General features: G+C 45.0%; 22 protein-coding genes and 2 pseudogenes. 13 read left to right on the plus strand and 11 right to left on the minus strand.

The window, feature by feature from the left end:
* Positions 1-364 precede the first annotated feature (364 nt).
* Positions 365-580, plus strand: a complete 216-nt coding sequence (locus tag RH949_RS23010; RefSeq protein WP_006100134.1) for a hypothetical protein — start codon at positions 365-367, stop codon at positions 578-580.
* Here the strand turns inward: RH949_RS23010 and RH949_RS23015 are convergent.
* The 3 genes from RH949_RS23015 to RH949_RS23025 form a co-directional block, all read right to left on the minus strand.
* On the minus strand, positions 542-727 hold the full coding sequence (locus tag RH949_RS23015) for an adenosine-specific kinase (RefSeq protein WP_446356415.1): 186 nt from the start codon (positions 725-727) through the stop codon (positions 542-544). The two genes, RH949_RS23010 and RH949_RS23015, sit on opposite strands and share 39 nt — an antisense overlap.
* Positions 728-1,151: 424 nt before the next feature.
* The gene (locus RH949_RS23020) at positions 1,152-1,688 is read right to left on the minus strand and encodes a hypothetical protein (protein WP_446356417.1); all 537 of its coding nucleotides are present in this window, start codon (positions 1,686-1,688) and stop codon (positions 1,152-1,154) included.
* A gap of 1 nt (position 1,689) precedes the next feature.
* Positions 1,690-2,037, minus strand: coding sequence for a PadR family transcriptional regulator (locus RH949_RS23025; protein WP_006100165.1), 348 nt, complete (start codon positions 2,035-2,037; stop codon positions 1,690-1,692).
* 198 nt (positions 2,038-2,235) lie between these two features.
* Here RH949_RS23025 and RH949_RS23030 point away from each other — a divergent pair, with 198 nt between their 5' ends.
* From RH949_RS23030 to RH949_RS23050, 5 genes are all read left to right on the plus strand, one after another.
* The gene (locus RH949_RS23030; protein ID WP_006100010.1) at positions 2,236-2,883 is read left to right on the plus strand and encodes a DUF1294 domain-containing protein; all 648 of its coding nucleotides are present in this window, start codon (positions 2,236-2,238) and stop codon (positions 2,881-2,883) included.
* Between the two features lie 145 nt (positions 2,884-3,028).
* Positions 3,029-4,090 carry an AAA family ATPase gene (locus RH949_RS23035; RefSeq protein WP_006100112.1) on the plus strand — a complete coding sequence of 354 codons (1,062 nt, stop codon included), beginning with the start codon at positions 3,029-3,031 and terminating at the stop codon, positions 4,088-4,090.
* Between the two features lie 2 nt (positions 4,091-4,092).
* On the plus strand, positions 4,093-4,956 hold the full coding sequence (locus tag RH949_RS23040) for a DUF4435 domain-containing protein (protein WP_006099990.1): 864 nt from the start codon (positions 4,093-4,095) through the stop codon (positions 4,954-4,956).
* Between the two features lie 114 nt (positions 4,957-5,070).
* Complete coding sequence (locus tag RH949_RS23045) at positions 5,071-6,378, plus strand: glutamate-5-semialdehyde dehydrogenase (RefSeq protein WP_446356421.1); 1,308 nt, start codon at positions 5,071-5,073, stop codon at positions 6,376-6,378.
* Between the two features lie 56 nt (positions 6,379-6,434).
* Positions 6,435-6,986: a Uma2 family endonuclease gene (locus RH949_RS23050; protein ID WP_446356423.1), complete on the plus strand. Its 552-nt coding sequence runs from the start codon at positions 6,435-6,437 to the stop codon at positions 6,984-6,986.
* 164 nt (positions 6,987-7,150) lie between these two features.
* Here RH949_RS23050 and RH949_RS23055 read toward each other — a convergent pair whose 3' ends face one another.
* The 3 genes from RH949_RS23055 to miaB all read right to left on the minus strand — a co-directional run bounded on the left by RH949_RS23055 (position 7,151) and on the right by miaB (position 12,269).
* Positions 7,151-7,618 (minus strand): AAA family ATPase, encoded by a 468-nt coding sequence (locus RH949_RS23055; RefSeq protein WP_446356456.1) that lies wholly within the window; start codon positions 7,616-7,618, stop codon positions 7,151-7,153.
* Between the two features lie 78 nt (positions 7,619-7,696).
* Positions 7,697-10,309: a type I DNA topoisomerase gene (gene topA, locus RH949_RS23060; protein WP_446356425.1), complete on the minus strand. Its 2,613-nt coding sequence runs from the start codon at positions 10,307-10,309 to the stop codon at positions 7,697-7,699.
* Between the two features lie 604 nt (positions 10,310-10,913).
* The gene (gene miaB / locus RH949_RS23065; RefSeq protein WP_446356427.1) at positions 10,914-12,269 is read right to left on the minus strand and encodes a tRNA (N6-isopentenyl adenosine(37)-C2)-methylthiotransferase MiaB; all 1,356 of its coding nucleotides are present in this window, start codon (positions 12,267-12,269) and stop codon (positions 10,914-10,916) included.
* Positions 12,270-12,685: 416 nt separating this feature from the next.
* On the opposite strand from miaB, the pseudogene RH949_RS23070 reads away from it, so the two are divergent.
* Positions 12,686-12,862: pseudogene (locus RH949_RS23070) on the plus strand (UPF0175 family protein); the annotation flags it as partial.
* A gap of 184 nt (positions 12,863-13,046) precedes the next feature.
* On the opposite strand, the gene RH949_RS23075 reads toward RH949_RS23070, so the two are convergent.
* The 5 genes from RH949_RS23075 to RH949_RS23095 form a co-directional block, all read right to left on the minus strand.
* On the minus strand, positions 13,047-13,328 hold the full coding sequence (locus tag RH949_RS23075; protein ID WP_446356429.1) for an NACHT C-terminal helical domain 2-containing protein: 282 nt from the start codon (positions 13,326-13,328) through the stop codon (positions 13,047-13,049).
* A gap of 64 nt (positions 13,329-13,392) precedes the next feature.
* Entirely contained in the window at positions 13,393-13,596 is a 204-nt protein-coding gene (locus RH949_RS23080) for a hypothetical protein (RefSeq protein ID WP_446356431.1), read from the minus strand.
* Between the two features lie 33 nt (positions 13,597-13,629).
* On the minus strand, positions 13,630-13,815 hold the full coding sequence (locus tag RH949_RS23085) for a hypothetical protein (protein WP_446356433.1): 186 nt from the start codon (positions 13,813-13,815) through the stop codon (positions 13,630-13,632).
* A gap of 136 nt (positions 13,816-13,951) precedes the next feature.
* Positions 13,952-14,491 (minus strand): DUF2721 domain-containing protein, encoded by a 540-nt coding sequence (locus tag RH949_RS23090; protein WP_446356435.1) that lies wholly within the window; start codon positions 14,489-14,491, stop codon positions 13,952-13,954.
* A gap of 263 nt (positions 14,492-14,754) precedes the next feature.
* On the minus strand, positions 14,755-17,661 hold the full coding sequence (locus tag RH949_RS23095; protein ID WP_446356437.1) for a PAS domain S-box protein: 2,907 nt from the start codon (positions 17,659-17,661) through the stop codon (positions 14,755-14,757).
* Positions 17,662-18,011: 350 nt separating this feature from the next.
* Here RH949_RS23095 and RH949_RS23100 point away from each other — a divergent pair, with 350 nt between their 5' ends.
* The 6 genes and pseudogenes from RH949_RS23100 to RH949_RS23125 all read left to right on the plus strand — a co-directional run bounded on the left by RH949_RS23100 (position 18,012) and on the right by RH949_RS23125 (position 22,208).
* The gene (locus RH949_RS23100) at positions 18,012-18,182 is read left to right on the plus strand and encodes a hypothetical protein (RefSeq protein ID WP_446356439.1); all 171 of its coding nucleotides are present in this window, start codon (positions 18,012-18,014) and stop codon (positions 18,180-18,182) included.
* 29 nt (positions 18,183-18,211) lie between these two features.
* Positions 18,212-19,288, plus strand: a complete 1,077-nt coding sequence (locus RH949_RS23105) for a hypothetical protein (RefSeq protein ID WP_446356441.1) — start codon at positions 18,212-18,214, stop codon at positions 19,286-19,288.
* Between the two features lie 122 nt (positions 19,289-19,410).
* A pseudogene (locus RH949_RS23110) lies at positions 19,411-19,848 on the plus strand (SPFH domain-containing protein); the annotation flags it as partial.
* A gap of 381 nt (positions 19,849-20,229) precedes the next feature.
* A complete protein-coding gene (locus RH949_RS23115; RefSeq protein WP_006100007.1) occupies positions 20,230-20,649 on the plus strand; it encodes a hypothetical protein in 420 nt (139 codons plus the stop codon).
* Complete coding sequence (locus RH949_RS23120; protein WP_006100060.1) at positions 20,649-21,278, plus strand: hypothetical protein; 630 nt, start codon at positions 20,649-20,651, stop codon at positions 21,276-21,278. The genes RH949_RS23115 and RH949_RS23120 overlap by 1 nt, the downstream gene beginning before the upstream one ends.
* A 294-nt stretch (positions 21,279-21,572) precedes the next feature.
* Positions 21,573-22,208, plus strand: a complete 636-nt coding sequence (locus RH949_RS23125) for a type I restriction endonuclease (protein WP_446356444.1) — start codon at positions 21,573-21,575, stop codon at positions 22,206-22,208.
* Positions 22,209-22,246: the final 38 nt, after the last annotated feature.

Consider the following 22,246-nt stretch of genomic DNA (forward strand, 5'->3'; position numbering starts at 1 on the left):
TTGGTTAAGGCTGATATCGAGCAACAATGCCGGGTATCAGCCAAGCGTAAGCGTTAATGGTTATCGACCAAAAGTTACACCGTGGACTTATACCAAGACAGAATTACTTATGGGTAGGTTTGTCTAGGTTTTTAGAAGCGGTATCAAATACAGTTGAGTTATCTGTGTTTTGTGGATTCATAGTCTTTAAATTTCTCTAGTGAAACCTGTTTGATCAGTAGATCTACGGATACTGATTCAACTAACCCCTTAATTTGGATAAAATCACGGTGTTTGTTCCTCCAAGTCTCCGCCTATCCTAGTGATGCAATAAATCGTTGGCGTTCACCACCTGCCACTTTTTTATTCCAAGGGGGACACATCCATGACGGTAAACTGGAAAGCATTGCTGGCAAAAACAACGGTATGGTTAGCGGCTGAGATATTGCTCAATCTTCTAGGACTCGATAATCTAGCTGATTACAGCGAGTTTATTTTTGGGCGACAACTCACAGATTTATCCCAGCCAGAACTGTCCCAGTTGATGCTGTTTACCCCGTCCTCAACGGGAGAGGATAATCCTATGTCTTGGGTGAGTTAAGCTTAGTGGCAAAATTCCTCTTAACGGATGAGGCAATTTTGAATTCCTCTGAATCGGCAAGTCCTCCACTGTCTTAATGAAGTAGCTATGACCGATAATGATATTACACCCTTCCGGAAGCTCTACGGGAACTGACTTCAGTTCCATGGCTGTCTCCTCATGGGCTACCTACCCTACACTACAGCTTTTATTGTCATCGGTCAGGGGTCACGGATCACGGGTTATGCTGCCGCTTCTTTACAAAACTCAACATCTTTTTTGCAAATAGGGGGTGACACCCCTCACCCCCAATGGCTATAATTATGCTTAGTAGATGCACCCTGATAATCTAGAGAGTTGCTTAGGTGACTCTCTTTTTTTTGTCCTTTGTCATACTCGAAGAGCGCGAGAAGCAAGCTACGTCCCTTGTCCTTGGCAAATCAGGAGGAACCGATCTCGACATTCATTGAGTAGAGGGCGACCCGATCCAATTGAGTGGAATGGAGTTTTGAATTAGTGCAAGCGGGTTGCCCCTACACGGAACAGGTGTTTCGGATCATTCATTCATAACGATCGCAATCAGGGAAAATTCTTAACGCATTCGTCTCGCCGCGATCGCAAGTCGTCTCAGCTTGATCAAACTGACGGTAATGCAGAGTCCAGTTAATCGCCAGTAGGTTAAAGCCGTTACCCGCCAATAAGGATCACCCTGATCTAGACGTTGGCGACGATCCAGTAAAATATCATGTAGCCAATCTTGGTATTCCTCCCACTCTTGAGGTGCTTTTGTGGCAAGGGTTTGAGCGATCCAGTCAGCCAATTGAACATCCCCTTTAATAGTCGCAGAAGCATCGGTTTTGACCGATCGCCTAGTGATCCGGCGATGTTGTCGGTAAGCCAGAAAACTCACGGTGAAGCTGAGGATCACTAACCCGATACTTAATCCTAATGCGACATAGCTGGGTAATCCTAGCCAGAAAAGTGCGATCGCTCCTCCACCGATAGCAATGTAAACGGTAAATTCAACAGCCAGATAAATCAACGCTTTAGCGATCGCTCGCCCACCACGCCGGATCAAACGTATTATCTGCGAAACGGTGCGGCGGCGGTGACGGTTTCGGTGCATCATATTAGAGTTCTCCCAGTGCAGGTTGCAAATGCTGTAAGGCGGTGAGGAATTGTTGCTTTTTCTCCAAGGCTTGCAAGCCAGAACCTGTGATTTTGTAATAACGTCGGCGTGCGCCTGTGGTTTCCTCCGGCGCTTCATCACCCCAGCGAGAGGTAACGAATCCTCGCTTTTCCAGTTTTCGCAAGGTGGGGTAAAGGGAACTGAAGCCAATAGTGCGTTCACCGTTGCTAGCTTGCGCGATCGCACTCATAATCTCCAATCCATAGCGTTCTCGATACATCAGCGCATTCAGGATCGACTCTTCAATTAACGTCAGATTCAGCGTGTCGTCTTTGTTGCGAGTAGCCATCGGGTCATTCCTTTTATATTCATGATTTAATTATATATTCACTTTTTGAATATAGGGTGAGTGCGCCGTTCGTAGTAGGCGCTTCAGCGCCTCTATAGTTAGCGCCGTCTATAATAAAGCCAGCTTTCATAAACGCGATCGCGGTTCGTTCGTAGTAGGCGCTGGATTCGCCTCTATAGTTAGCATTGAGTTTTATGGATGAAACCCAAAACGCATAAAGGTCAATTAACAGTTTGGAAAGACGAAGAAGGGTTTGGCTTTATCAAACCCGATCATGGCGATCAAAACGTTTTTCTGCATATCACTGGATTAAAGAATCCTAATCGCCGTCCCCAAGTCGGTGACATTATCCGTTATCAATTAACTATTGGCAAGAAAGGAAAACTTCGTGCTAGTCATGCTGTCATCGAAGGAACGGCATCTCAGCATAGTTCTAAACAGTTAGCCAAAACCTCTGTTAAAAGAAATCGATCGAAAAAGAGAACACAATCGTCTTCATTAGTCTGGGAAGTTTTGTTTTTATCTCTATTTCCGATCAGCGGTTCGGTTCACTTGGCATCAATAACATCAAATTTAATTCCTCTCCTGCTGTATTTGATCATGAGTGGGTTAACCTTTGTCCTTTATGCTCACGATAAGTCCCGTGCTAGAACCGGAGAATCGAGGATACCTGAGAAAACATTACATTTGTGCGAACTAGCAGGTGGATGGTTAGGCGCATTCATTGCTCAACGCACCCTACGCCACAAAAGCAGCAAAAATTCTTACCAAGTCGTATTTTGGGCAATTGTGGCTTTTCATATCATGTTTTGGAGCGCTTGGCTGTTCAAACATTTATTTAATTGAGTGGACAAAGGGACAAAAAACATGAAACTGGAATAGTAAATAAATACAAGTGTTTTTAGGTTATGCTACTGAATGATATAATTGTCCAACTATATACTGAGACTGATTCAGGTGAGTAAACACGTAAAAAGTTAAATAGTTTGCCATGAAAGTCCAATCTATCGAATTGAAGTATTTCAAGAAATTTAGGGATTCTACCTTTGATTTTACGGATTCTGAAACGGGTTTGGCACGAGATATTATTGTCCTAATTGGCATGAATGGTACGGGAAAAACCAGTCTTTTACAGGCAATTGCGGCGACGCTGGGAGTAGCAACTGGGCGATTAGAAAAACTTACTGATTTAGATTGGGTAGGATTTAATCATGAATTGCTAGGAAATAACTGGGGTCGATTTGAGCCAGAGGTAACTCTAAAGGTACAATTTTCAGCTCAAGAACTCCATGCTGTTCAGGAGTTCCATCAAAAATTACAAGAAATGGGTCGTCATTTACCCGTTCCTCCAGCAGAGGATTACCTAGCAACTTTGAGATGGCAAGGTGAGCGAGTCCAAGCAGATACGGCGGCTCAATTGTTCCAATTTAAAGGACGAGACTATGCTAAACAAGTACTCCGATCTGAAGGCTTCTATGTGTTTGAGCGAGTGGGTACAGTCTTCTGGTATACCGAACAAAGAACCTCAACAAGTTTAACCAGTGAAGATCCCGATCAAAAACTTGAAATAACTGAAAACATTTTACGCGATCGCCTATCAAAATGGCGGCAATTCCACCAAGACGTTGAAACAGGTAGAATTAAGCAACTACGTCCAGGACAAAAAGATGTGTATGCTGAAATTGAACGAGCTTACCAGAAGGTTTTTCCCGAACGTAGTTTTGAAGGTCCGGTTCCTCGTGAGAATATTGATGACATCCTGAGTGAACCTTGGTTTTATCTCCACGATAGCAAAAACCAGTATGAAATTTCAGAAATGTCTGGGGGAGAGCGGGCTATTTTTCCCATATTAATGGACTTTGCAAATTGGAATATTCATAATTCAGTCATTTTGATTGATGAACTGGAATTACATTTACATCCGCCAATGCAACAAGCATTGCTGAGAACTTTACCTAAATTGGGTAAAAACAATCAATTCATTATCACAACTCACTCTGATTATGTCGAGCAATTAGTACCTGAAGCACATATTATTCGATTAGGAGTGTAATTGTGAGTGTCGTTGATAAGGTTATTTTCTGTGAGGGAAAACAAACCAGTTTAGATATCAAACTTATAGAGCGCGTTTTAGCAGAACAACCTGGACAGCGACTAACAATTGTGTCGGCTGGTGGGAAGTTTACATTTTCGGTTTTTGCTCAAGGTTACTTTTTTCCTGATGAAGCTGTAAATAAACGATATATAATTTTTAGGGATAGAGATTTTGATGTTCAGCCAACCTCAGAGGTTAAATTGCTAAAACTGGGACAACGCTGTTTTTTAACTCATCGTGCTTGTATTGAAAATTATCTTTTAGATGCTGATTTAATTCATAATTATTGGCAGACTAAATTTGCCGAGAAATCGGAAAATCCTTTATCAAAGTGGGGACATGGCGATTCAGTGGGAATTGAGACAATTACAGCATGGATTGATAGGTCAGCAAGAACGTTGCAAGATTATCAAGCGGTACGATGGGCATTGGCTGATGTAGCGAAGCCGAGTGTGGCGCGATCGCAGCTTGAAACAACTTGGACAAAAGGTAGTGGTAAACTTCCGACTTCTTTAGATTTACAAAGCTGTCAAGCTAAAGCAAAAGAATTAATTCAGACGTTTAGAGAGGCTGTTGATCAAGTCACCCAAGACAGATTTGAAGCAAGTTTAGGTATCTATCATGCTAAGTTTAGCCAAGACGAATTTTGGCAACAGAAGCAGTACATGATCTGGTTCCATGGCAAAGATTTGCAAAAAGCGATGCAGCAGCAAGAATCTCAATACATCTCTTTAAAAAACTTTTTTGCTTGGGCAATTGAGCAACTTGATATTACTCAATATCCTGATTTGATGGAATTACGAACAAAAATTGAGAACTTATAGCGTTGTCTTAATACGGGACTTGTGACTTCTGGGAAAAACATCAATCATAATTTCCGCCCAGTCCAGGATTTTGCTAGACTTCAGATGACTTAGTTGGTATTCCGATCTCCAGCCATGACAGCGACTCCAGTACCATCCCAATCCCTCAGCGCGATCGCACAAGCCACTCGCCAAGCGGCGCGACAGTTGGCGGTTATGTCCACTGATACCAAAAATCAAGCCATTGAAGCGATCGCGAAATCCTTAGAAATCGCCACACCGGATATCTTGGCGGCGAATATCGCCGATTGCCAAACCGCAGAAGCGGAGAGTATCCCTAAACCCCTGTACAATCGCCTCAAGCTGGATGAGACGAAACTAAACGCCGCGATCGCGGGGGTGCGGGATGTGGGGAAATTAACTGATCCCATTGGCGCAATCCAAATTCATCGGGAACTCGATAAAGGATTAGTTCTCAAGCGCGTCACTTGTCCTCTGGGAGTCTTAGGCGTTATCTTTGAAGCACGTCCCGATGCGGTGATGCAAATTACCTCCCTAGCGGTGAAATCGGGGAATGGGGTGATTCTCAAAGGGGGGAAAGAAGCAGTACGATCCTGTGAAGCGATTGTTAAGGCGATTCATAAAGGATTATCTATGAGTTCGATTGATCCGGCGGTGGTGCAACTCTTAACCACCAGAGAGGAGACAATGGCGCTATTGCAATTGGATCAATACATTGATTTAATTATTCCCAGAGGATCGAATGCCTTTGTCCGCTTTGTTCAAGATAATACCCGGATTCCGGTATTGGGTCATGCGGATGGGATATGTCATGGTTATATTGATCGCGCGGCTGACTTGCAAAAAGCGGTGGAGATTACCGTTGATGCGAAAACTCAGTATCCGGCGGTGTGTAATGCGATAGAAACCCTACTGGTACATCGTGCGATCGCGCCGAGTTTCCTTCCCTTGGCTGCAAACGCCTTGAAAGAACGGCTGGTGGAACTCCGTGGCGATAAAGCCACCTGTCAAATGATTGACTGTTCAGCCGCGACAGATGCGGATTGGTCTACCGAATACAATGATTTAATTCTATCGATTAAAATTGTTGATTCTCTGGAAGACGCCATTAACCATATCAATCATTATGGTTCTGGGCATACCGATGTTATTGTTACCGAAGATTCCGACATTGCCCAGATATTCCTCAATCAAGTCGATGGCGCGAATGTGTTCCACAACTGTTCGACTCGGTTTGCGGATGGGTTCCGCTATGGGTTTGGCGCGGAAGTGGGAATTAGTACAAATAAATTACCGCCCCGTGGTCCTGTAGGATTGGAGGGATTGGTGACGTATAAGTATCAAATGACAGGTCAAGGTCAGGTGGTTGCGAGTTATAGTGGCAAGGATGCGAAATCCTTTACCCATAAGGATTTGGATTGAAGGAAACCTAAACCTCATCAGTGTTTCATCTTTAAAGCAACAGAAACGCGATCGCAATGGCAATCACCACAGTCAAATGGACAATAGACGAGTATCACCGCATGATTGCGGCGGGGATTTTAGAGGATCGGCGTGTGGAACTACTCCAAGGAGAAATTGTCGAGATGTCACCAGAAGGAGAACCCCACGCCTACTTCAGTAGTGAAGCTGGGGAATATCTGATGCGGCGGTTAAGCGATCGCGCCATGGTTCGCTTAGCCAAGCCGATTACACTTCCAAACAACTCTGAACCTGAACCCGATATTGCCATTGTGCAACGATTGGGGCGTGAATACCTAGACCATCACCCTTATCCAGACAACATTTTTTGGCTAATTGAGTATTCCGAGTCCAGTTTAGAGAAAGATTTAGAGATAAAACTTAAAATTTATGCCCAAGTTGGTATTTCTGAATACTGGGTCATTAACCTAAAAAGAAGACAACTTATTGTATTTCGAGATCCCCAAGATGGAGAATACGCTTCCCGATCGACGCTAACGGGAGGAAGAATTTATCCCCTAGCGTTTCCTGATATAAGTATATCCGTCGATTCTATTGTCAGTCGGTAGATCAAGCCCTATAGCCATTCCATAATTTATTCAATTGAGTGAACAAATAAGGAAAGAAAGTATCAGATTCATGTCATTTGTCCTTTTTTATTGATTTTAGTGTAAGCGTTGTAGTGTGAATTCTGCCCTTTTTCGTTCCGATGGTGGTACTTTGTCCGTTACAACTAATTGTAAGGAGGGTAGAAGAATCTCAAACGCTGAAGCCCAAAAATTTCCGAGGTTAGCCATCCAACACTATCACCTTGCTTTGTCCAAGGGATTTCATCTAAGGTTACTTTTTCACCTTGTAACTCGAACAAAAATAAACGATCGCGTTCCTCTTGGAAAATGGGTTCAACAGATGCTAAGACAAGGGGAGAGTGAGTAGTAATTAGGAGCTGGACGTTTAAATTTTCTCGAAATCCCTTAATTACCTCTAGAATGGCAGGTAAAATTGTCCGTTGCCAACGAGGATGGAGATGAGACTCTACCTCATCCATGAGAAAAATGATTTGATTTGACGCTTTCTTTTGACGCAGTTTTGAGGCTTGGCTATGTTCATACCATGTCCAAACCAGCAAGTAAGCCAGTCCCAGAATCCGCTTCATGCCGTTTGAAATACTTGCTTGAGATGTAATTCTTGCAACATTAATTAGATAGTCCCTTTTCTCGCCACTGTATTTTCACATCATTTTTAGTAGAGACGCGCCATGGCGCGTCTCTACATCAACCTATTTTTTGGTACTTTTGCGACTTTTTGAGGATTTTGAGGATTTTGATTTTTTGGAACGACTGCTGGATTTTTTCGCCGCTAAGAGTTCCAAAGCCTGTTCTAAGGTAATATCCTCCACCGATAAATCCTCCGGGAGTCCCGCATTGGTTTTACCATGCTTGATGTATGTTCCATAGGGACCCTCGTAGATATTGACGGGTTCTTTATCCTCTGGATGTTCCCCTAATTCCTTCAAAGGAGTCTTGGATTTGCTGCGACTACCCCCCTTGGATTTTTTCGGCTCAGACAAGATTTCCAATGCACGATCCATGGAAATTGTCAATACATCGTCGCCTTTTTTCAAGGAACGATAATCTTTTCCCTCTTTACCTTGGTTATGGACGACATAAGGACCAAAGCGTCCTAATCCCGCCTGAACTTTGCCCCCAGTTCCAGGATGAACGCCTAAGGTGCGCGGAAGGGATAATAAACCCAGCGCCATGTCGAGGGTGACATCTTCCATGTTCACCCCCTTGGGTAAAGACATCCGCTTCGGTTTCTTATTCTCCTCCGAGACTTCACCCAATTGGACATAAGGACCATAACTTCCGATTAACAGATAAATCGGTTCGCCTGTTTCGGGGTGTAGTCCCAGTTTTTCGGGTCCTTGGGTTTTTTGCTTGAGAATCACCTCCACCTGTGCTGCATCCAGTTCCGAGGGAGTCAAATCTTGGGGAATGGAGGCGGTGACGGAACCCTCGCCATTTTCGGCTTCGATGTAGGGACCAAATTTACCAATGCGAACTTTGACATCCAGATTTTCCAGTTCGATACTCCGGGCTTCATTGGGATCAATTTGGTCTTCCCGTTCGCGAACTTGGGTTTCTAAGCCCTTGTCACCCCGATAAAACTTCTCCAAATAGGGTAGCCATTCGGCTTCTCCGGTGGAGATTTCGTCCAGGGTTTGTTCCATTTTGGCGGTAAAGCTGGTGTCTACCAAGTCTGGGAAGTGTTTCTCTAATAAACTGGTGACGGCGAAGGCGGTGAAGGTGGGGATCAGGGTCTTTTTTTGCATTTGGGCATAGCCGCGATCGATAATCGTACCGATAATGCTGGCGTAGGTACTGGGACGCCCAATTCCTTCACTTTCTAGGGTTTTGACCAGGGAGGCTTCGGTGTAGCGCCCTGGGGGTTGGGTTTCATGACCGATGGCTTCTAACTCTTTGCACTCGGGATGATCTCCAACGGCTAAGGCGGGAAGGACGACTTCTTGGTCTTCTAAGGCGGCGTCGGGATCATCGGAACCCTCTACATACGCCCGCAGATAACCGGGAAAATCGATACGTTTACCTGTAGACCGAAATCCGGCATCTTCGACGTCTAAATCTACGGTAATGTGGGTTTGGCGCGAGTCTGCCATTTGGCTGGCGACAGTGCGCTTCCAAATTAACTCATACAGTTGCAATTCACGACCCGATAATCCGGTGTCTCTGGGGGTACGGAATGTGCTTCCGGCGGGACGAATCGCTTCGTGGGCTTCTTGGGCGGCTTTACTTTTGGTGCTGTACTGACGCGGTTTGGGGCTGAGGTATTGCTGACCATACATTTGTTCGACGCAACTTCGGGCTGCTGCGATCGCTTGTGCGGATAAATGCACCGAATCCGTCCGCATATAGGTAATATACCCCTGTTCATACAAATTTTGAGCCGTCCGCATCGTATCTCGCGCCGATAGGCTTAATTTGCGGTTGGCTTCCTGTTGCAGGGTGGAGGTGGTAAACGGGGGGGCGGGTTTGCGGGTGACGGGGCGTTCCTCTAGGTCAGTCACCGTCCAGGTTTTGTCTGTCAGCCGCGCCTGTAAGTCTCGCGCTTCGGCTTCATTCAGCAGCCGCACAGTCCGCCCTTCAATAATTTGCCCGGTGTTGGCGTCGAAATCACTTCCGGTGGCTATTTTTGTCCCGGCTAGGGTGATGAGTTTGGATTCAAAGGGCGTATTGTCTTGGTCTAAAAGGGCTTTTAAATCCCAATAACTCCCTTGACGGAACGCACGCCGTTGGCGTTCTCGATGCACCAGCAGCCGCACGGAAACGGACTGAACCCGACCGGCTGATAATCCCCAGGCGATTTTTTTCCACAGTAGGGGAGAGAGGGTATAGCCTACCAATCGGTCTAAAATTCGGCGGGTTTCTTGGGCGTGTACCAGTTGGTCATCAATATCCCGACAATTTTGCAGGGCGTCACGAATGGCTTCTTGGGTAATTTCGTGAAAAACCATGCGTTTGCAGGGTACTTTGGGTTTGAGGACTTGCAATAAATGCCAACTAATGCTTTCCCCTTCCCGGTCTTCGTCTGTGGCGAGTACCAACTCTTCGGCGTTTTTCAAGGCGTCTTTGAGTTGTTTGACAACTTTCTTTTTATCCTTGGGGACAACGTAGATGGGTTCAAAATCCGCCTCTACATTGACCCCCAACTGCGCCCATTTTTCTCCCTTGACGGCTTCGGGGATCTCACTAGCCGATTGAGGGAGGTCACGAATATGACCCATTGACGCTTCTACTTGATAGCCCGAAGGCAAGTAGTTGCGAATGGTGCGGGCTTTGGTGGGAGATTCGACGATGACGAGGGTGGTCATGGGAGTCCTCAAAATAGCAGCCTAGCTGAATAGTCTAATCTAAGTCGTTTATGCAGGGTATCAAGTCATTGATCCGTAATCAGAGAGTTTGAACTTTTTCCTTCCTTCAAGAGAACCGGGTGCGTGAGTGTGTAGGGGCGGGTAATGGAACTTTCTTGTCGCTATTGATGGTAACCTTTGTGCAAAACCCGCCTTGAGTGATCCTTCACGTCGCTCAAGGACATGGTTTTGAGTGAAAGTGATGGTCGTGGGTGTTGGCGTGTGCGGTGCATGATGGCTAGGTTAGGCGGTTGGTGCATCCCCAAAGTCATCACTAGCAAGGCTATACCGGGAATACAGTCCCAGTTAGTCCCATACTACGCTACTGCTTTGGGTCGATCATCTATCAGATGTTTCTTCTTCTCTTATATATCTATATCCCATCTCAAGAGTAACTGCACTTTTTCCAGAGGGAAGATGGGGAAGATGGGGAATGGCGGATACGTCCTAGGGACATGACCTGTCGTACCCCTACAATAGGATCAGCGATCGCACTCCCAATCATTAGTTGCTAGATCTGCCTCACTCAGGAGTCGGATAGGCATTGCCCACCCGACATCACATCTTAACAAGGGGCTAAGGTTAACGCTTCACCCGTGAGACTAAAGGCGCGAACTTCGGTAATTTTTACCTTAGCTAACTGTCCTTTTAATTGATTAATATCGCCGCTAAAGAACGTCAACCGATTCCCCCGGGTGCGTCCCATCACTTGGCTGGAATCCTTGGGATTTTGGTCTTCGACGAGAACCTCTTCAATCCGCCCGAAATACCGTTGCGATCGCGCGGCGGCTTTTATACTGACTAAATGGTTGAGTCGTTGTAGGCGATCGCTCTTTACCTCTTCACTTAACTGATTCTCCCATAAGGCGGCGGGTGTACCGGGGCGAGGCGAGTAAGCAGCGGTGTTTAATTGGTCAAATTCAATATCCTCCACCAGTTTTAACGTATTCTCAAACTGTGCCTCAGTTTCTCCGGGAAAGCCGACAATCGCATCCGCACTAATCGACGCATCGGGCATATAATCGCGAATCGTATCAATAATGCGGCGATATTTTTCCTGGGTGTATCCCCGCGCCATGGCTTTGAGGATGTCGTTATCTCCGGATTGGAAGGGAATATGGAAATGTTCGCAAACTTTGGGCAATTCCTTGCAAGCGCGAATGAGTCGTTCGGTGAAATAACGGGGGTGACTCGTGGCAAACCGAATCCGTTCAATGCCGGGGACATCGTGAACATAATAGAGTAAATCTGTCAAGGTGTGCTGATGCCGCCCAGATTCAGTCACGCCGGGTAAATCTCGCCCATAAGCATCAATATTTTGTCCCAGTAGGGTGATTTCTTTATACCCTTGCTGTCCTAATTCCGCCATTTCTGCCCGAATCACCTCTGGGGTGCGGGATTGTTCCACGCCGCGCACATTGGGGACAACGCAGTAGGTGCAGCGTTCGTTACAGCCGTAAATCACATTCACCCAAGCGGTAACGGTGCTATCGCGGCGGGGTTTGGTAATGTCTTCGACAATATGGATGGGTTCAGTGGCGACAATTTGGTTCCCATCGGAGACTTGTTCGAGTAAGTCTTTCAGGCGATTAGCGTGTTGGGGTCCCATGACTAAATCCAATTCTGGAACACGCCGCAGCAGCGCTTCTCCTTCCTGTTGAGCGACACATCCGGCGACAATTAAGGTAAGGTCAGGTTGTTCTTGTTTACGCTTTGCCTGTCTACCCAGGTAGGAATAGACTTTTTGCTCGGCATTATCGCGAATCGTGCAGGTGTTGTAGAGGATCAGGCTGGCGTCATTGGGATCTTCTGACCACTCAAATCCCATATCCTCTAAGATACCAGCCATGCGTTCGGAGTCGGCTTTGTTCATCTGGCAGCCGAAGGTGGTGATATGGTAGCGACGGGGAGAGGTGGTCATGTTAAGTCGTAGGGTTTTGAGATAGGGTACAAATTCTTATTATAAGTTTTGTTTGTAGTTGGGGCTTTAGCCCCTTTCCAAACGCGATCGCACTCACCTATGATCTTGGCTTGGGTAACAGGGGAGCAATCAGTTCAACGAGTTCAGGTATATCATGCTGAATCAGATCCCATACAGTACATCTTTAGGACTTACGCAAAGGCTTTATATGTAGGGTGTGTTAGCGAAGCGTAACGCACCATTGCCTATAGTTGGCGTAGCTGCGTAAGTCCTGATCTTTTTAACGCAGAGGGACGCAGAGGTCAACGCAGAGGGGCGCAGAGGTTTTTAGGGGGTTTGTGGTCAGATTGTTGTTTATCGGCTTCTTTTATAATTCTATGGGGTATCGCGGCGTAAGTCCTGAATTTGTCCAATAGATGCGAATAGCTGCTGCTGTAAAATGGTATGAACTGGGTCAAATCTCTCAAAGTAAAGTCGCTGAAATTGCCGGAATCACCCGCGCTGAATTAATTAATGCCTTGTTTCGGTATCAAGTCGATTTTATGCAATACACGGCTGAGAAGTTGGCAGAGGAAATGGCGAATGTTGATTAATAAGCGGGGGCGATCGCGCACAGAATATGGAGAGATGCTTCGCTTTTGTTCCTTCGCTTCGCTCAGGACAAAACTCAGCATGACAAATTTATTAAGGATCAACAAAATCCGCCTACGCTGATGGGTGGAACAAGAAGAATGGGAAACCTGCGCCTCGTGAATTAGGACACAATCGGAACTTGGATTATCCGTTGTTGGGAACCCGCAACATCCGTTCTTCAATCGCTGCCCAGGTTTTGGGCGATACCCGCACGGCTGATTTCTTGCACTGAACCATCAAGGTATTGACATAGCAATAATTGGACATTGCTGTTGCTTCTGTTGCAGATAAAGTTATCAATTTTTGGGTTAAATTAAAACCTTTAAGACAAGTCTGTAATAGTTGATCAGCAAATGCTTGATGTTCTTCTATGGGTTGATAATCGTTTGGAACTTTAGTTTTTAGAGCTTCTAGTCTGGCAATCAAAACAGTGAGATTTTCATCTTTAAAAATTTTAAGTTCTTTAAGTTTGTTTGCATTATGGATAGCTTCAGTGATAGTCCTGATTATGGCTTTGGCGTTGGCTTTGGCGTTGGCTTTGGCTAGGGCGATCGCGATCGCACAGAGTTTGTAGTAAGCGCTTTAGCGCTTCTGGCACTAAAGTGCCTACTACGAACAGTAGTAAGTTCTCAAGCGCTTCTGGCACTAAAGTGCCTACTACGAACAGTAGTAAGTTCTCAAGCGCTTCTGGCACTAAAGTGCCTACTACGAACCAAGGCTGGAATCCCTACAGTTTTGGCTTAACCACTAGCGCCACTATCAACGCAGGTGTACCGCCAATTAACCCGATAATCAACCAACGGCGGAAATCAAACCCTTTGCGTCGAGCCAGGAGCGCCGCGATAATACCAATGATGCAGTGAAGCGTCAACAGAAGATAGGGATTGGGTTGTAGCGGTAAATTAGATAGCAAAGCAACTCCTCGGAATCGATGCGACGGATATCCAGTTGTTATCAACAATAGCCTATTTTGTCACAAAGGCTTTCACTCGAAAAGGCAGAAGAAAAAACACCTTTTTTACGCTTCACTTTGTTGAAGGGTATACTTTTTACATTTTACTCTGCTCTCCTGAATTCCGTTCATTTGACCGGGCAAAAAAGTCAACCATAATCGATTGTTTGTCTTGAACCTCTAGTAAAATTACTGAATAGGCGATTAATTCGTCAATCGCTAAACAAATTACTCCTACTAATACCAGAAACATTCCGGTGATAAATAGAAAAATGGGGACTCGTTCCAGGAGAGTGATTCCCATAAAAAAATGCAGAGCAATAGCAAATGAGGTCAGCACAAAAAAAACCACCGCTAATGTGTCGCAAAGGGTTGCATTCCGCACATACCAGGCGCGGCGCAACAGATTATTCAGTTGATGCTCTAAACTTAAAAAGCGAATATCTTCTCCTGCATCGAACTGTCCTTGATGCGTTAACTCTCGCGAAAGGATTCTTCTCTCATTGTTCAATAAGCGGATGCGATTTAATAAGGAAGACTGTCTCGCATTTAATCCCAAAAAAAATAATCCACTGGAAGAAATCATCACGGCTGGCGCAAGGATGGCTTGAATGACTTGAGTGACAGTGAGAGACATTTGATCCATGATTTTCCTGGGTGCTACCTAGCTAAATCTTGAGCAGTATAGCGCAGGATTGCCATTGAATGCGATTGTCAGAGGAGATACATTATATCAGGAATAATTTTGTAGCCCACGTTACAGGACGTTTGTAGTAAGGGCTTTAGCCCTAAATTAGTCGGGGCTTTAGCCTTACATGAGAAATGGTGCGTTACGCTTCGCTAACGCACCCTACAATTGGACGACGATTGGACGACAATTTGCTGAGTGAAAAAGGGTATTTACTCTGCCATCGATTGCAAAGGTAATATAATCGTAAACGTTGTCCCTTTACCAACTTCACTTTCAACTGTAATCAGTCCACCATGCAAATCCACGCATTTCTTGACAATGGCTAATCCTAATCCCGTTCCCTGAATTGTGCCAACATTGCCGGCGCGTTGAAACGACGAGAAGAGTTTTTTGATATCCTCTGGCGGAATACCAATCCCTTGATCTTGAATATGGAAAATCGCCGATTCTCCTTCGCAAGTTAACTCAACCTTCACCTCACTCCCCTGGGAAGAATACTTAATCGCATTAGAAATTAAGTTGTTCAAGATATGCTGTAACAGTTTCTCATCCATTTGAGCATCACCACAGTCACCATGACAGACAAAGTTAATCGAATGCTGTTGACTGATACTCATTTGCAGCGTGTCTACAATGTCCTGACAGAAGGCAATTAAATTCATTGAGGCTGGCTTAAACGTCAGTTTCCCCGCCTCAGCTTTCCCAATTGTCAGCACATCATCTAATAGCTGCGTCATCCGGCTAACCGCGATTTGAATCCGCTGATGATGTGCCTTTTTCTTCTCATCGGTTAACTTTTTGCTGTAGCGGTCTAAAAGTTCTGACGATGACAGAATTGCCGTTAAGGGGGTGCGGAATTCATGAGACACCAAGGAGACAAAACTAGAGCGTAGTTCACTTAGTTCTCGTTCCTTTTCCAAAGCTTTAATAATTTCCGCTTCTGCCTTTTTCAACGGTGTAATATCCCGCCCAACTCCCTGAAACTCGACAATATTTCCTTCATTATCGAACATCACTCGTTCGGTCCATTGTTGCCAGCGAATCTCATTGTCTGGCAAAATGACTCGGTGTTCGTAGGTGACGATAGGTTGTTCAACGGAAAGGGTTTTAAATTGCTGGTTGACAAATTCCTGGTCAATTTCCGGAATCTGGGGTTTAAATCGATATCCGATTAATTCGGAGCGTTGTTTGTTGAAATAGCGACAGTAGGCATCATTGACAAAGGTGAATGTGCCATCAGCTTTAAACCGACAAATCAATTCAGTTTGATCTTCAACAATGGCTCGATACCGTGCCTCACTTTGACGCAGGGCTTCCATGGCTTGTTTGCGTTCGGTGATATCCTCAACCATGGCTAAGGTATAGAGGAATTCTCCCTTTTTATCCCGTAAGGCAATGAGCGTTAAATTGACCCAAACTAAATCTTTATTCTTTTTGATATAGCGTTTTTCCAGTTGAAAGCTGTCAATCTCCCCCTTAATTAACTGCTGCATATAAGGGATTTCCAGCGCCAACTCGTCGGGGTGGGTAATATCCTTAAAGCTGAGTGCCATGACTTCCGATTGACTGTACCCCAGCATGGTATAAAATGATCGATTCACGCGAATGTAGCGATCATTTAAGTCTGCCAATGTCATGCCAATGGGCGCTTCATCAAATACCCGGCGAAACTGTTGTTCGCTATTGCGTAACTCGGCTTCGGTTTGCTGATGCTGAAGAATTTCCGCTTGCAGTTGCTCATTTATATGCTGGAGTTCGTGAGTCCGTTCCTCAACCCGCTGTTCTAACTCTACCATCGCCGTTTGCAGTTTTGCTTCTGCTTGTTTACGATCGCTAATATCCCGACCTTCGGCAATTAAGAGTTCGATTTCGCCGTTTTCCTTTCGCAGGGGTTTGAGGGAAAAGTCAATCGTGATCACGGACTGATCGGGGGCTAATATATCGGCTTCATAGCGAATGGTTTTCCCTGTCGCCGCTTCAGCAATCGCCGTTTGCAACTGCTGTTGAGTTTCGGCAGAAATTGTCCAACATTTTAATTGCCAGAAGGGATATCCGATTACTTGAGAACTATCTAGTTGGCAAAAGTCTGTAGCTGTCTGGTTATCAGCGACAACATTTCCCTCTAACGTTAACAAGCTGGACAATTGGAACGTTTGATTGAAAACCGCCCGAAATCGCCGTTCACTTTCTCGCAGTTGGGATTCGGCTTGCTGGCGACTCAAGGCGTTAGCAAAGATACCACCAATAATTTGTAAGAGGGAGAGGATATCGTCTGACCAAATTTTTTCTGCGTTAACAGTGGAACACCCTAAATATCCGATTAGATGATTGCCTTGGGCGATGGGAACAATGGCGATAGATTTAGCCCCGGTTAACTCCAGCGCTTGTTTCAGGGAATTGGCTTCGGGGGGCAAATCGCTGCGGCGGGAAATTTGAATCGTTTCTAAGTTTCTCAGTTTTGCCATTCCCCACGGGTAAGAGGCGGTGGGAAAATCTTGCCATTGGGGTTGGATGGAACTCACACCCGGTGCATCCCATTCCTGAATCATACTGGCGGTAGCAGTGTCTTCTGAGAATAATGCCATATAAGTGCGATCGCACTCGCAAAATTTACCGATTTTTTCCAGGGTGTGCTTAATGGCATCCTCAATACCATCCGAGGACAACTGGATGAATTGATGGGATAGGCTAGTGATTAACTGCTCAAACTCGATGCGTTCTTTGAGCTTGGCTTCTGTGTGCTTGGTTTCGGTGATGTTTTTGCCAACACCATACAACCTACCATCTTCCACCGGAATCAGTTTCCACGCCAGCCAGCGATAACTCCCGTCTTGGTGGCGAAGGCGATGTTCACACTCAACCGCCTCGGTTGAGGTAAAATGGGCGATGGTGCGATCGCGATCATCGGGATGAATCAGTTCCCAGGAAGTATGCGATCGCAACTCCTCCTCTGTCCAGCCCAAAACCTTTTCCCAAGCCGGATTCAGCGGCTGCCAATATCCCTCTTTGTGCCATATTCCGAATAAATCATCCGATATTCTCAAAAATAAATTCTGAGTGAATTCCCGGTTGGCTGGTTGATCCATGGATTCACTAGGCGTTTGAAAACTATTCATTTTAATTTGGGTTGTAATCCTTCTGGACGACGGCAAACGATAATGTTTAGATGCACCCCTCTTAATTTTTCAGTATAGACACGTCATACAGAAGCTAAACATTGTACTACACCAACACCAGATATAAGGAGACTGCTCGGTAATGTAGAGACGCGCCATGGCGCGTCTGGAAGCAGGGGAAGCCAGGAAAAATTTCCCGTATTTCTTTAAAAAAGGTTTACATAAATTCATATATTTGCGTTTATACTAAACATTAAGACTGTCAAATTAACGCAAGCCTAGACCTTCAGGGCAAAATTTTCCCATCCGTTCACCAAAGCAGGGAGAGTAACCCCCAACTCAGACGTACCATGGCACGTCTCTACATAACTTTTTCCTGGGAACCTTCTGCCATCTGCCATCTGCCATCTGCCATCTGCCTTGTCTCTACCCAAAACGGGAGAATTAACCCGAGTTTAGTCCAAAAGGGGATCTACCAGCCAACGATAGGTTCAACGGATGCCAATCATCCGATTTATTGACTATCCTCACCCCAAACTAGGAGTATTTCATGCTGGTAACCACCCCATTAGACAAAAGTATCACAGTTAAACGCTTACTTAAACTGTGGGCAGCCCGTTATGTCCCTGACTTATCCACGCTTTCCTTAACCACGAACAAATGTACAACGATTGAGTTAATGGAAGCCGCCTCTCGTCAAGGGCGAGAGAAAACGGCAACTAAACTCTCTCGACTGATAGAAATTCACTGCAAATGTGCAGGTATTCGGACCAGTATTCTCTTCTCCTACATTCCCAACGTTGTCAACTTAACCGAATCCCAAGGTATCGCCACATCCTCAGCGCAGGTTTATGAGAAGGTTTTATCCGTCTATCGAAAACAGTCACCAACTCCATCTCTAATGGAGGCGTTATCTGAAGCAGATACTGTGGATATTTCCACCGATTTATATAAAATCTCGGTCATGCCCAAATTAGAGCTACCCGAAGTTTCCTCCCTTGTGACAATTCTGACCCCAGAATTAATGCAATTTCAGTCCCAGCATTTATCTGCCAATAATCAGAATACCCTGGGATTTATGAGTACCCAGTTTCATCTCAGTTCCAAGGTGTTGTTGAATCGGTTAAGCCTACCGGAACAGTTATTGCTCTCTCCTTACTTTAAATTTGTTGAAGAGCAAGTATGTATTCCCTGGCAACGAGTCTGCACTGCTGCGGCTCAACATTCCCTGAATTCTCCGGTATTAGCCTTAATCGAGCAACTTATACCCAAGAGTCAGGAAATTGCCACACGGGTTTATCGCCACGCCTTGGAACGATACCCCACTTATCGCAGCCGTCGCGGAAAACTGGATCATCCAGAAGTCAAAGCCTCAAGTATCCGCGATGTGGAGATGTTTCAAGCTTATCTGTGGGTTTGTGTTTTGGAACAGAGTATGGCAGCAATGGAGAAAGAACTTTATCCCTTATGTGAGATGGTTTATCCCAGCGTAAGTGTCAGTTGGGAATTAGTGGAGAGCATGGTTGGACTTTTAGTAGACAAGATTCTCATCCGCCTAGACTCTGAGCAACAATCAATCGTTCAGCCTTATACTACAGCTATGCAGAAATTATTCGCTTGTCGTTAAAGGGAACAGGGAACGGGGAATAGCCTATTTGAGCCGGAAAGGTAGAGACGTAATCGGCTACGTTTCTACCCCCTCTCTGCCTCATCTCCTAGAATAGAGACATTAGAGTTGGTTAAGTCTCTATGGAAACCATTATTGGCACAGTGTTCGGGATCATTCTGCTGGTAGGATTCAGCGGCTTTAAAATCGATCGCGAATATGAACGCGGCGTGATCTTTCGCTTGGGACGGTTCAGCAATGTCAGAGGACTGGGGATGTATTGGATTCTACCTCTGATTGACCAAAAAGCCCAAGTAGATATCCGCACCAAAACCGTGGATATCGCCCCTCAAGAAGCGGTAACGGCTGACAGCGTGACGATTAAAGTCAATGCTGTTTTATATTATCGCATCATTGATCCATTCCGGGCAATTAACAAAGTCGAAAATTACGAAATCGCAGTTTATCAAGCGGCGATGACAACATTACGGAATGTCGTGGGACAAAATATCTTAGATGATGTCTTGCAAAACCGCGATAAAATCAACCTGCGTGTGCAAGAAATTGTAGACGAAATCACCATAAGGTTGAGAGTAATGGGAGTGTTCAGGTTAAATCAACGGATGAGCCTATTCCCTTAGATTTGTAGAGCGTCGGTCAAGTATTCCGAGAAACCGGGTTTCTTTGGGTGAAAACTTGATATTTCGTTGTCAACCTCACGAGAAACCCGGTTTCTTAACCGATGTCCTAGAGCGGTAGGGATATTTGACAAATGTAGGGGCGGGTTTTACGATTATCGGATGTAAGACACCCAGATATTGATAAACCCGCCCTTGCCCAAGGTATCATTTATAAGACCCAATTGTATCAGACCTGAAATTGTGCGATCGCATCGCATTGAGAAGTGTTGATTCTCATCTATCATAAGATGTATTCAATTGATTGAATAACAACCCCACTTTTTGTTGCCATCACTACCGCCACCTAAGATAACTCCTAATTTAGGTGAAGGGCGCTTATTTAGCCACTTTACCAATGCCGAGGGAGTTACAGGAATTACAGGGATTGTCGGTGATAGTCTTGATATAGGACAACAAGTCATCGTCAGCGAACTTCGATTTGAACAAGGAGAGAATAATTATCTAGCATGGGAATCCGGTAGTATATTCGTTACAGAATTAGGTGTCGATGCCACTGAACGTCAACTCAATGACATTGGTATATTTGGAGATAAACAAAATTGGGCGATTCAGTTTTCAGAAGAGACAGCATTAGTGTCAAATGGAATCAGAGTCACAGGTGTAATGTCATCTCGAAGTATCTTTTGTATTCCTGGTAACACTCTACTCAGAGGCACATTTTTAGTAACGAGGATTCGATAATGACCCATTCAAATCTTAATTCAGTTCTAGAAGATCTTGGGACGACCCAGATTGAAAAACAAGTTCCGGCGTTAGAACAAGCTGTAGACATCGTTGATTCTATTGCTATCCAAGCCGTTGCTGCTTTAAGAACAAGTCCAAATCGCTTTCTGGTTGCCGAACGCCTTAAACGTTTCGGTTCCGTGATTGTGCCGCATCTAGAGAAACTATTCCAGGAATCGGATGATTCAGAAACTCAAATTCTGGCAGCGCTTGTGCTACTGCAATTTAACTCACGGGTAGGAGTACCTTGTCTGTTAGATGCCGTAACTCAGGATAAATACTATGCTGGTTTAGTTGCTGAACATTTAGCAAAACTAGGCATTAAGGAAGCGAATGAACCAATTCTCAATCGTCTCAGAACGTGCCATCTCAAAGAAGTGGATTTAGTGGTTAATCTTCTAGATGCCTTAGCCAAACTCGGTGGTATCTTACCCTCCGACTTGCAGCAACGGTTATCTGCGGCTGATGTGCCTTGGCAAATTCGTACAGTGTACCAAAATAATTTGGCTACTCTCCCGAATCCTGAATCTCCAGATTTAAATGATTATCCGAAAGATAAGTTAACCTTGACCTTCAAGGCTTATTAATCAATCATTTTGGCTTCAATCTCAGAGTTTGTAGTCAGGGAACCTTAGCCTGATAATCGTATTTTATCCAGGGATAAACCTGACAATTCAATCGGGCGCACGTCGGTCATTGGTGTCAACTTAAGGTAGAAAACCAATACTGGCGAGATTTTAAGCTGTGTCTATCTAATCCTTGACATTTTCCCCCTCATCCCCTAACCCCTTCTCCCACCGTGGGGAGAAGGGGAACCCTCTCCCCCAGCCCCTCTCCCGTGCAAAAAAAGCAAAGCATCCTCTGTCATTCCCCCTAAACCTATGACGAAAACCCTAACAATTACTGAAGTCGTTACTTCGCTCAACGAAGCCGAATCGCGGTTTAATATTCGCCGAAATGATAATCTTGACTTCTTTTCAGAATGGCAAGACAATCTTCCTGAACTCACCCAATCCGAACGGGAAACCCTCGACCGGATTAAAACGAGTTACCTCTACAATAGTGCTGATGGCTCAATGACCGAAGCGACGGTGAATTTACTCCTCGTTTCTCCACTGTTGTACTTAGCTGGTTTTTGTGACCCGCCCTATAAACTTAAAGGAGAAAAATCAGTCGAGTTTACGGTTGAAGAACGAGATGAAACCTATCGCGGACGCATTGACGCTCTCGTGTTAAAAAATCAATTTTGGCTAACCTTAATTGAATCAAAACAAACTAAATTTTCCTTTTCAGTCGCCATTCCCCAAGCCCTCGCCTACATGATGGCTAATCCTCATCCCACACAACCGTCCTTTGGCTTAATCACTAATGGGGATAATTTCCTTTTCCTTAAATTAATTCAAGAACCTGTCGGTTACTATGATTTGTCCACTGACTTTTCCATCTTTGCCCGTCCGCATAATGAACTATACAACGTTCTGCAAATTATGAAACGAATTGGCACGTTAATTACATGAACAGGTTCGTAGTAAGGGAACCTTAGCCCTCTCATCGT

This window comes from Coleofasciculus sp. A1-SPW-01 (assembly GCF_040217205.1).
GTDB classification, from domain to species: Bacteria; Cyanobacteriota; Cyanobacteriia; order Cyanobacteriales; family Coleofasciculaceae; genus Coleofasciculus; species Coleofasciculus chthonoplastes_A.

Coding starts and splice junctions, on each gene's coding strand:
- RH949_RS23010 (WP_006100134.1), top strand. CDS start 365: ATGACGGTAAACTGGAAAGCATTGCTGGCAAAAACAACGGTATGGTTA.
- RH949_RS23015 (WP_446356415.1), bottom strand. CDS start 727: ATGGAACTGAAGTCAGTTCCCGTAGAGCTTCCGGAAGGGTGTAATATC.
- RH949_RS23020 (WP_446356417.1), bottom strand. CDS start 1,688: ATGATGCACCGAAACCGTCACCGCCGCCGCACCGTTTCGCAGATAATA.
- RH949_RS23025 (WP_006100165.1), bottom strand. CDS start 2,037: ATGGCTACTCGCAACAAAGACGACACGCTGAATCTGACGTTAATTGAA.
- RH949_RS23030 (WP_006100010.1), top strand. CDS start 2,236: ATGAAACCCAAAACGCATAAAGGTCAATTAACAGTTTGGAAAGACGAA.
- RH949_RS23035 (WP_006100112.1), top strand. CDS start 3,029: ATGAAAGTCCAATCTATCGAATTGAAGTATTTCAAGAAATTTAGGGAT.
- RH949_RS23045 (WP_446356421.1), top strand. CDS start 5,071: ATGACAGCGACTCCAGTACCATCCCAATCCCTCAGCGCGATCGCACAA.
- RH949_RS23050 (WP_446356423.1), top strand. CDS start 6,435: ATGGCAATCACCACAGTCAAATGGACAATAGACGAGTATCACCGCATG.
- topA (WP_446356425.1), bottom strand. CDS start 10,309: ATGACCACCCTCGTCATCGTCGAATCTCCCACCAAAGCCCGCACCATT.
- miaB (WP_446356427.1), bottom strand. CDS start 12,269: ATGACCACCTCTCCCCGTCGCTACCATATCACCACCTTCGGCTGCCAG.
- RH949_RS23090 (WP_446356435.1), bottom strand. CDS start 14,491: ATGTCTCTCACTGTCACTCAAGTCATTCAAGCCATCCTTGCGCCAGCC.
- RH949_RS23095 (WP_446356437.1), bottom strand. CDS start 17,661: ATGAATAGTTTTCAAACGCCTAGTGAATCCATGGATCAACCAGCCAAC.
- RH949_RS23100 (WP_446356439.1), top strand. CDS start 18,012: ATGGCACGTCTCTACATAACTTTTTCCTGGGAACCTTCTGCCATCTGC.
- RH949_RS23105 (WP_446356441.1), top strand. CDS start 18,212: ATGCTGGTAACCACCCCATTAGACAAAAGTATCACAGTTAAACGCTTA.
- RH949_RS23120 (WP_006100060.1), top strand. CDS start 20,649: ATGACCCATTCAAATCTTAATTCAGTTCTAGAAGATCTTGGGACGACC.
- RH949_RS23125 (WP_446356444.1), top strand. CDS start 21,573: ATGACGAAAACCCTAACAATTACTGAAGTCGTTACTTCGCTCAACGAA.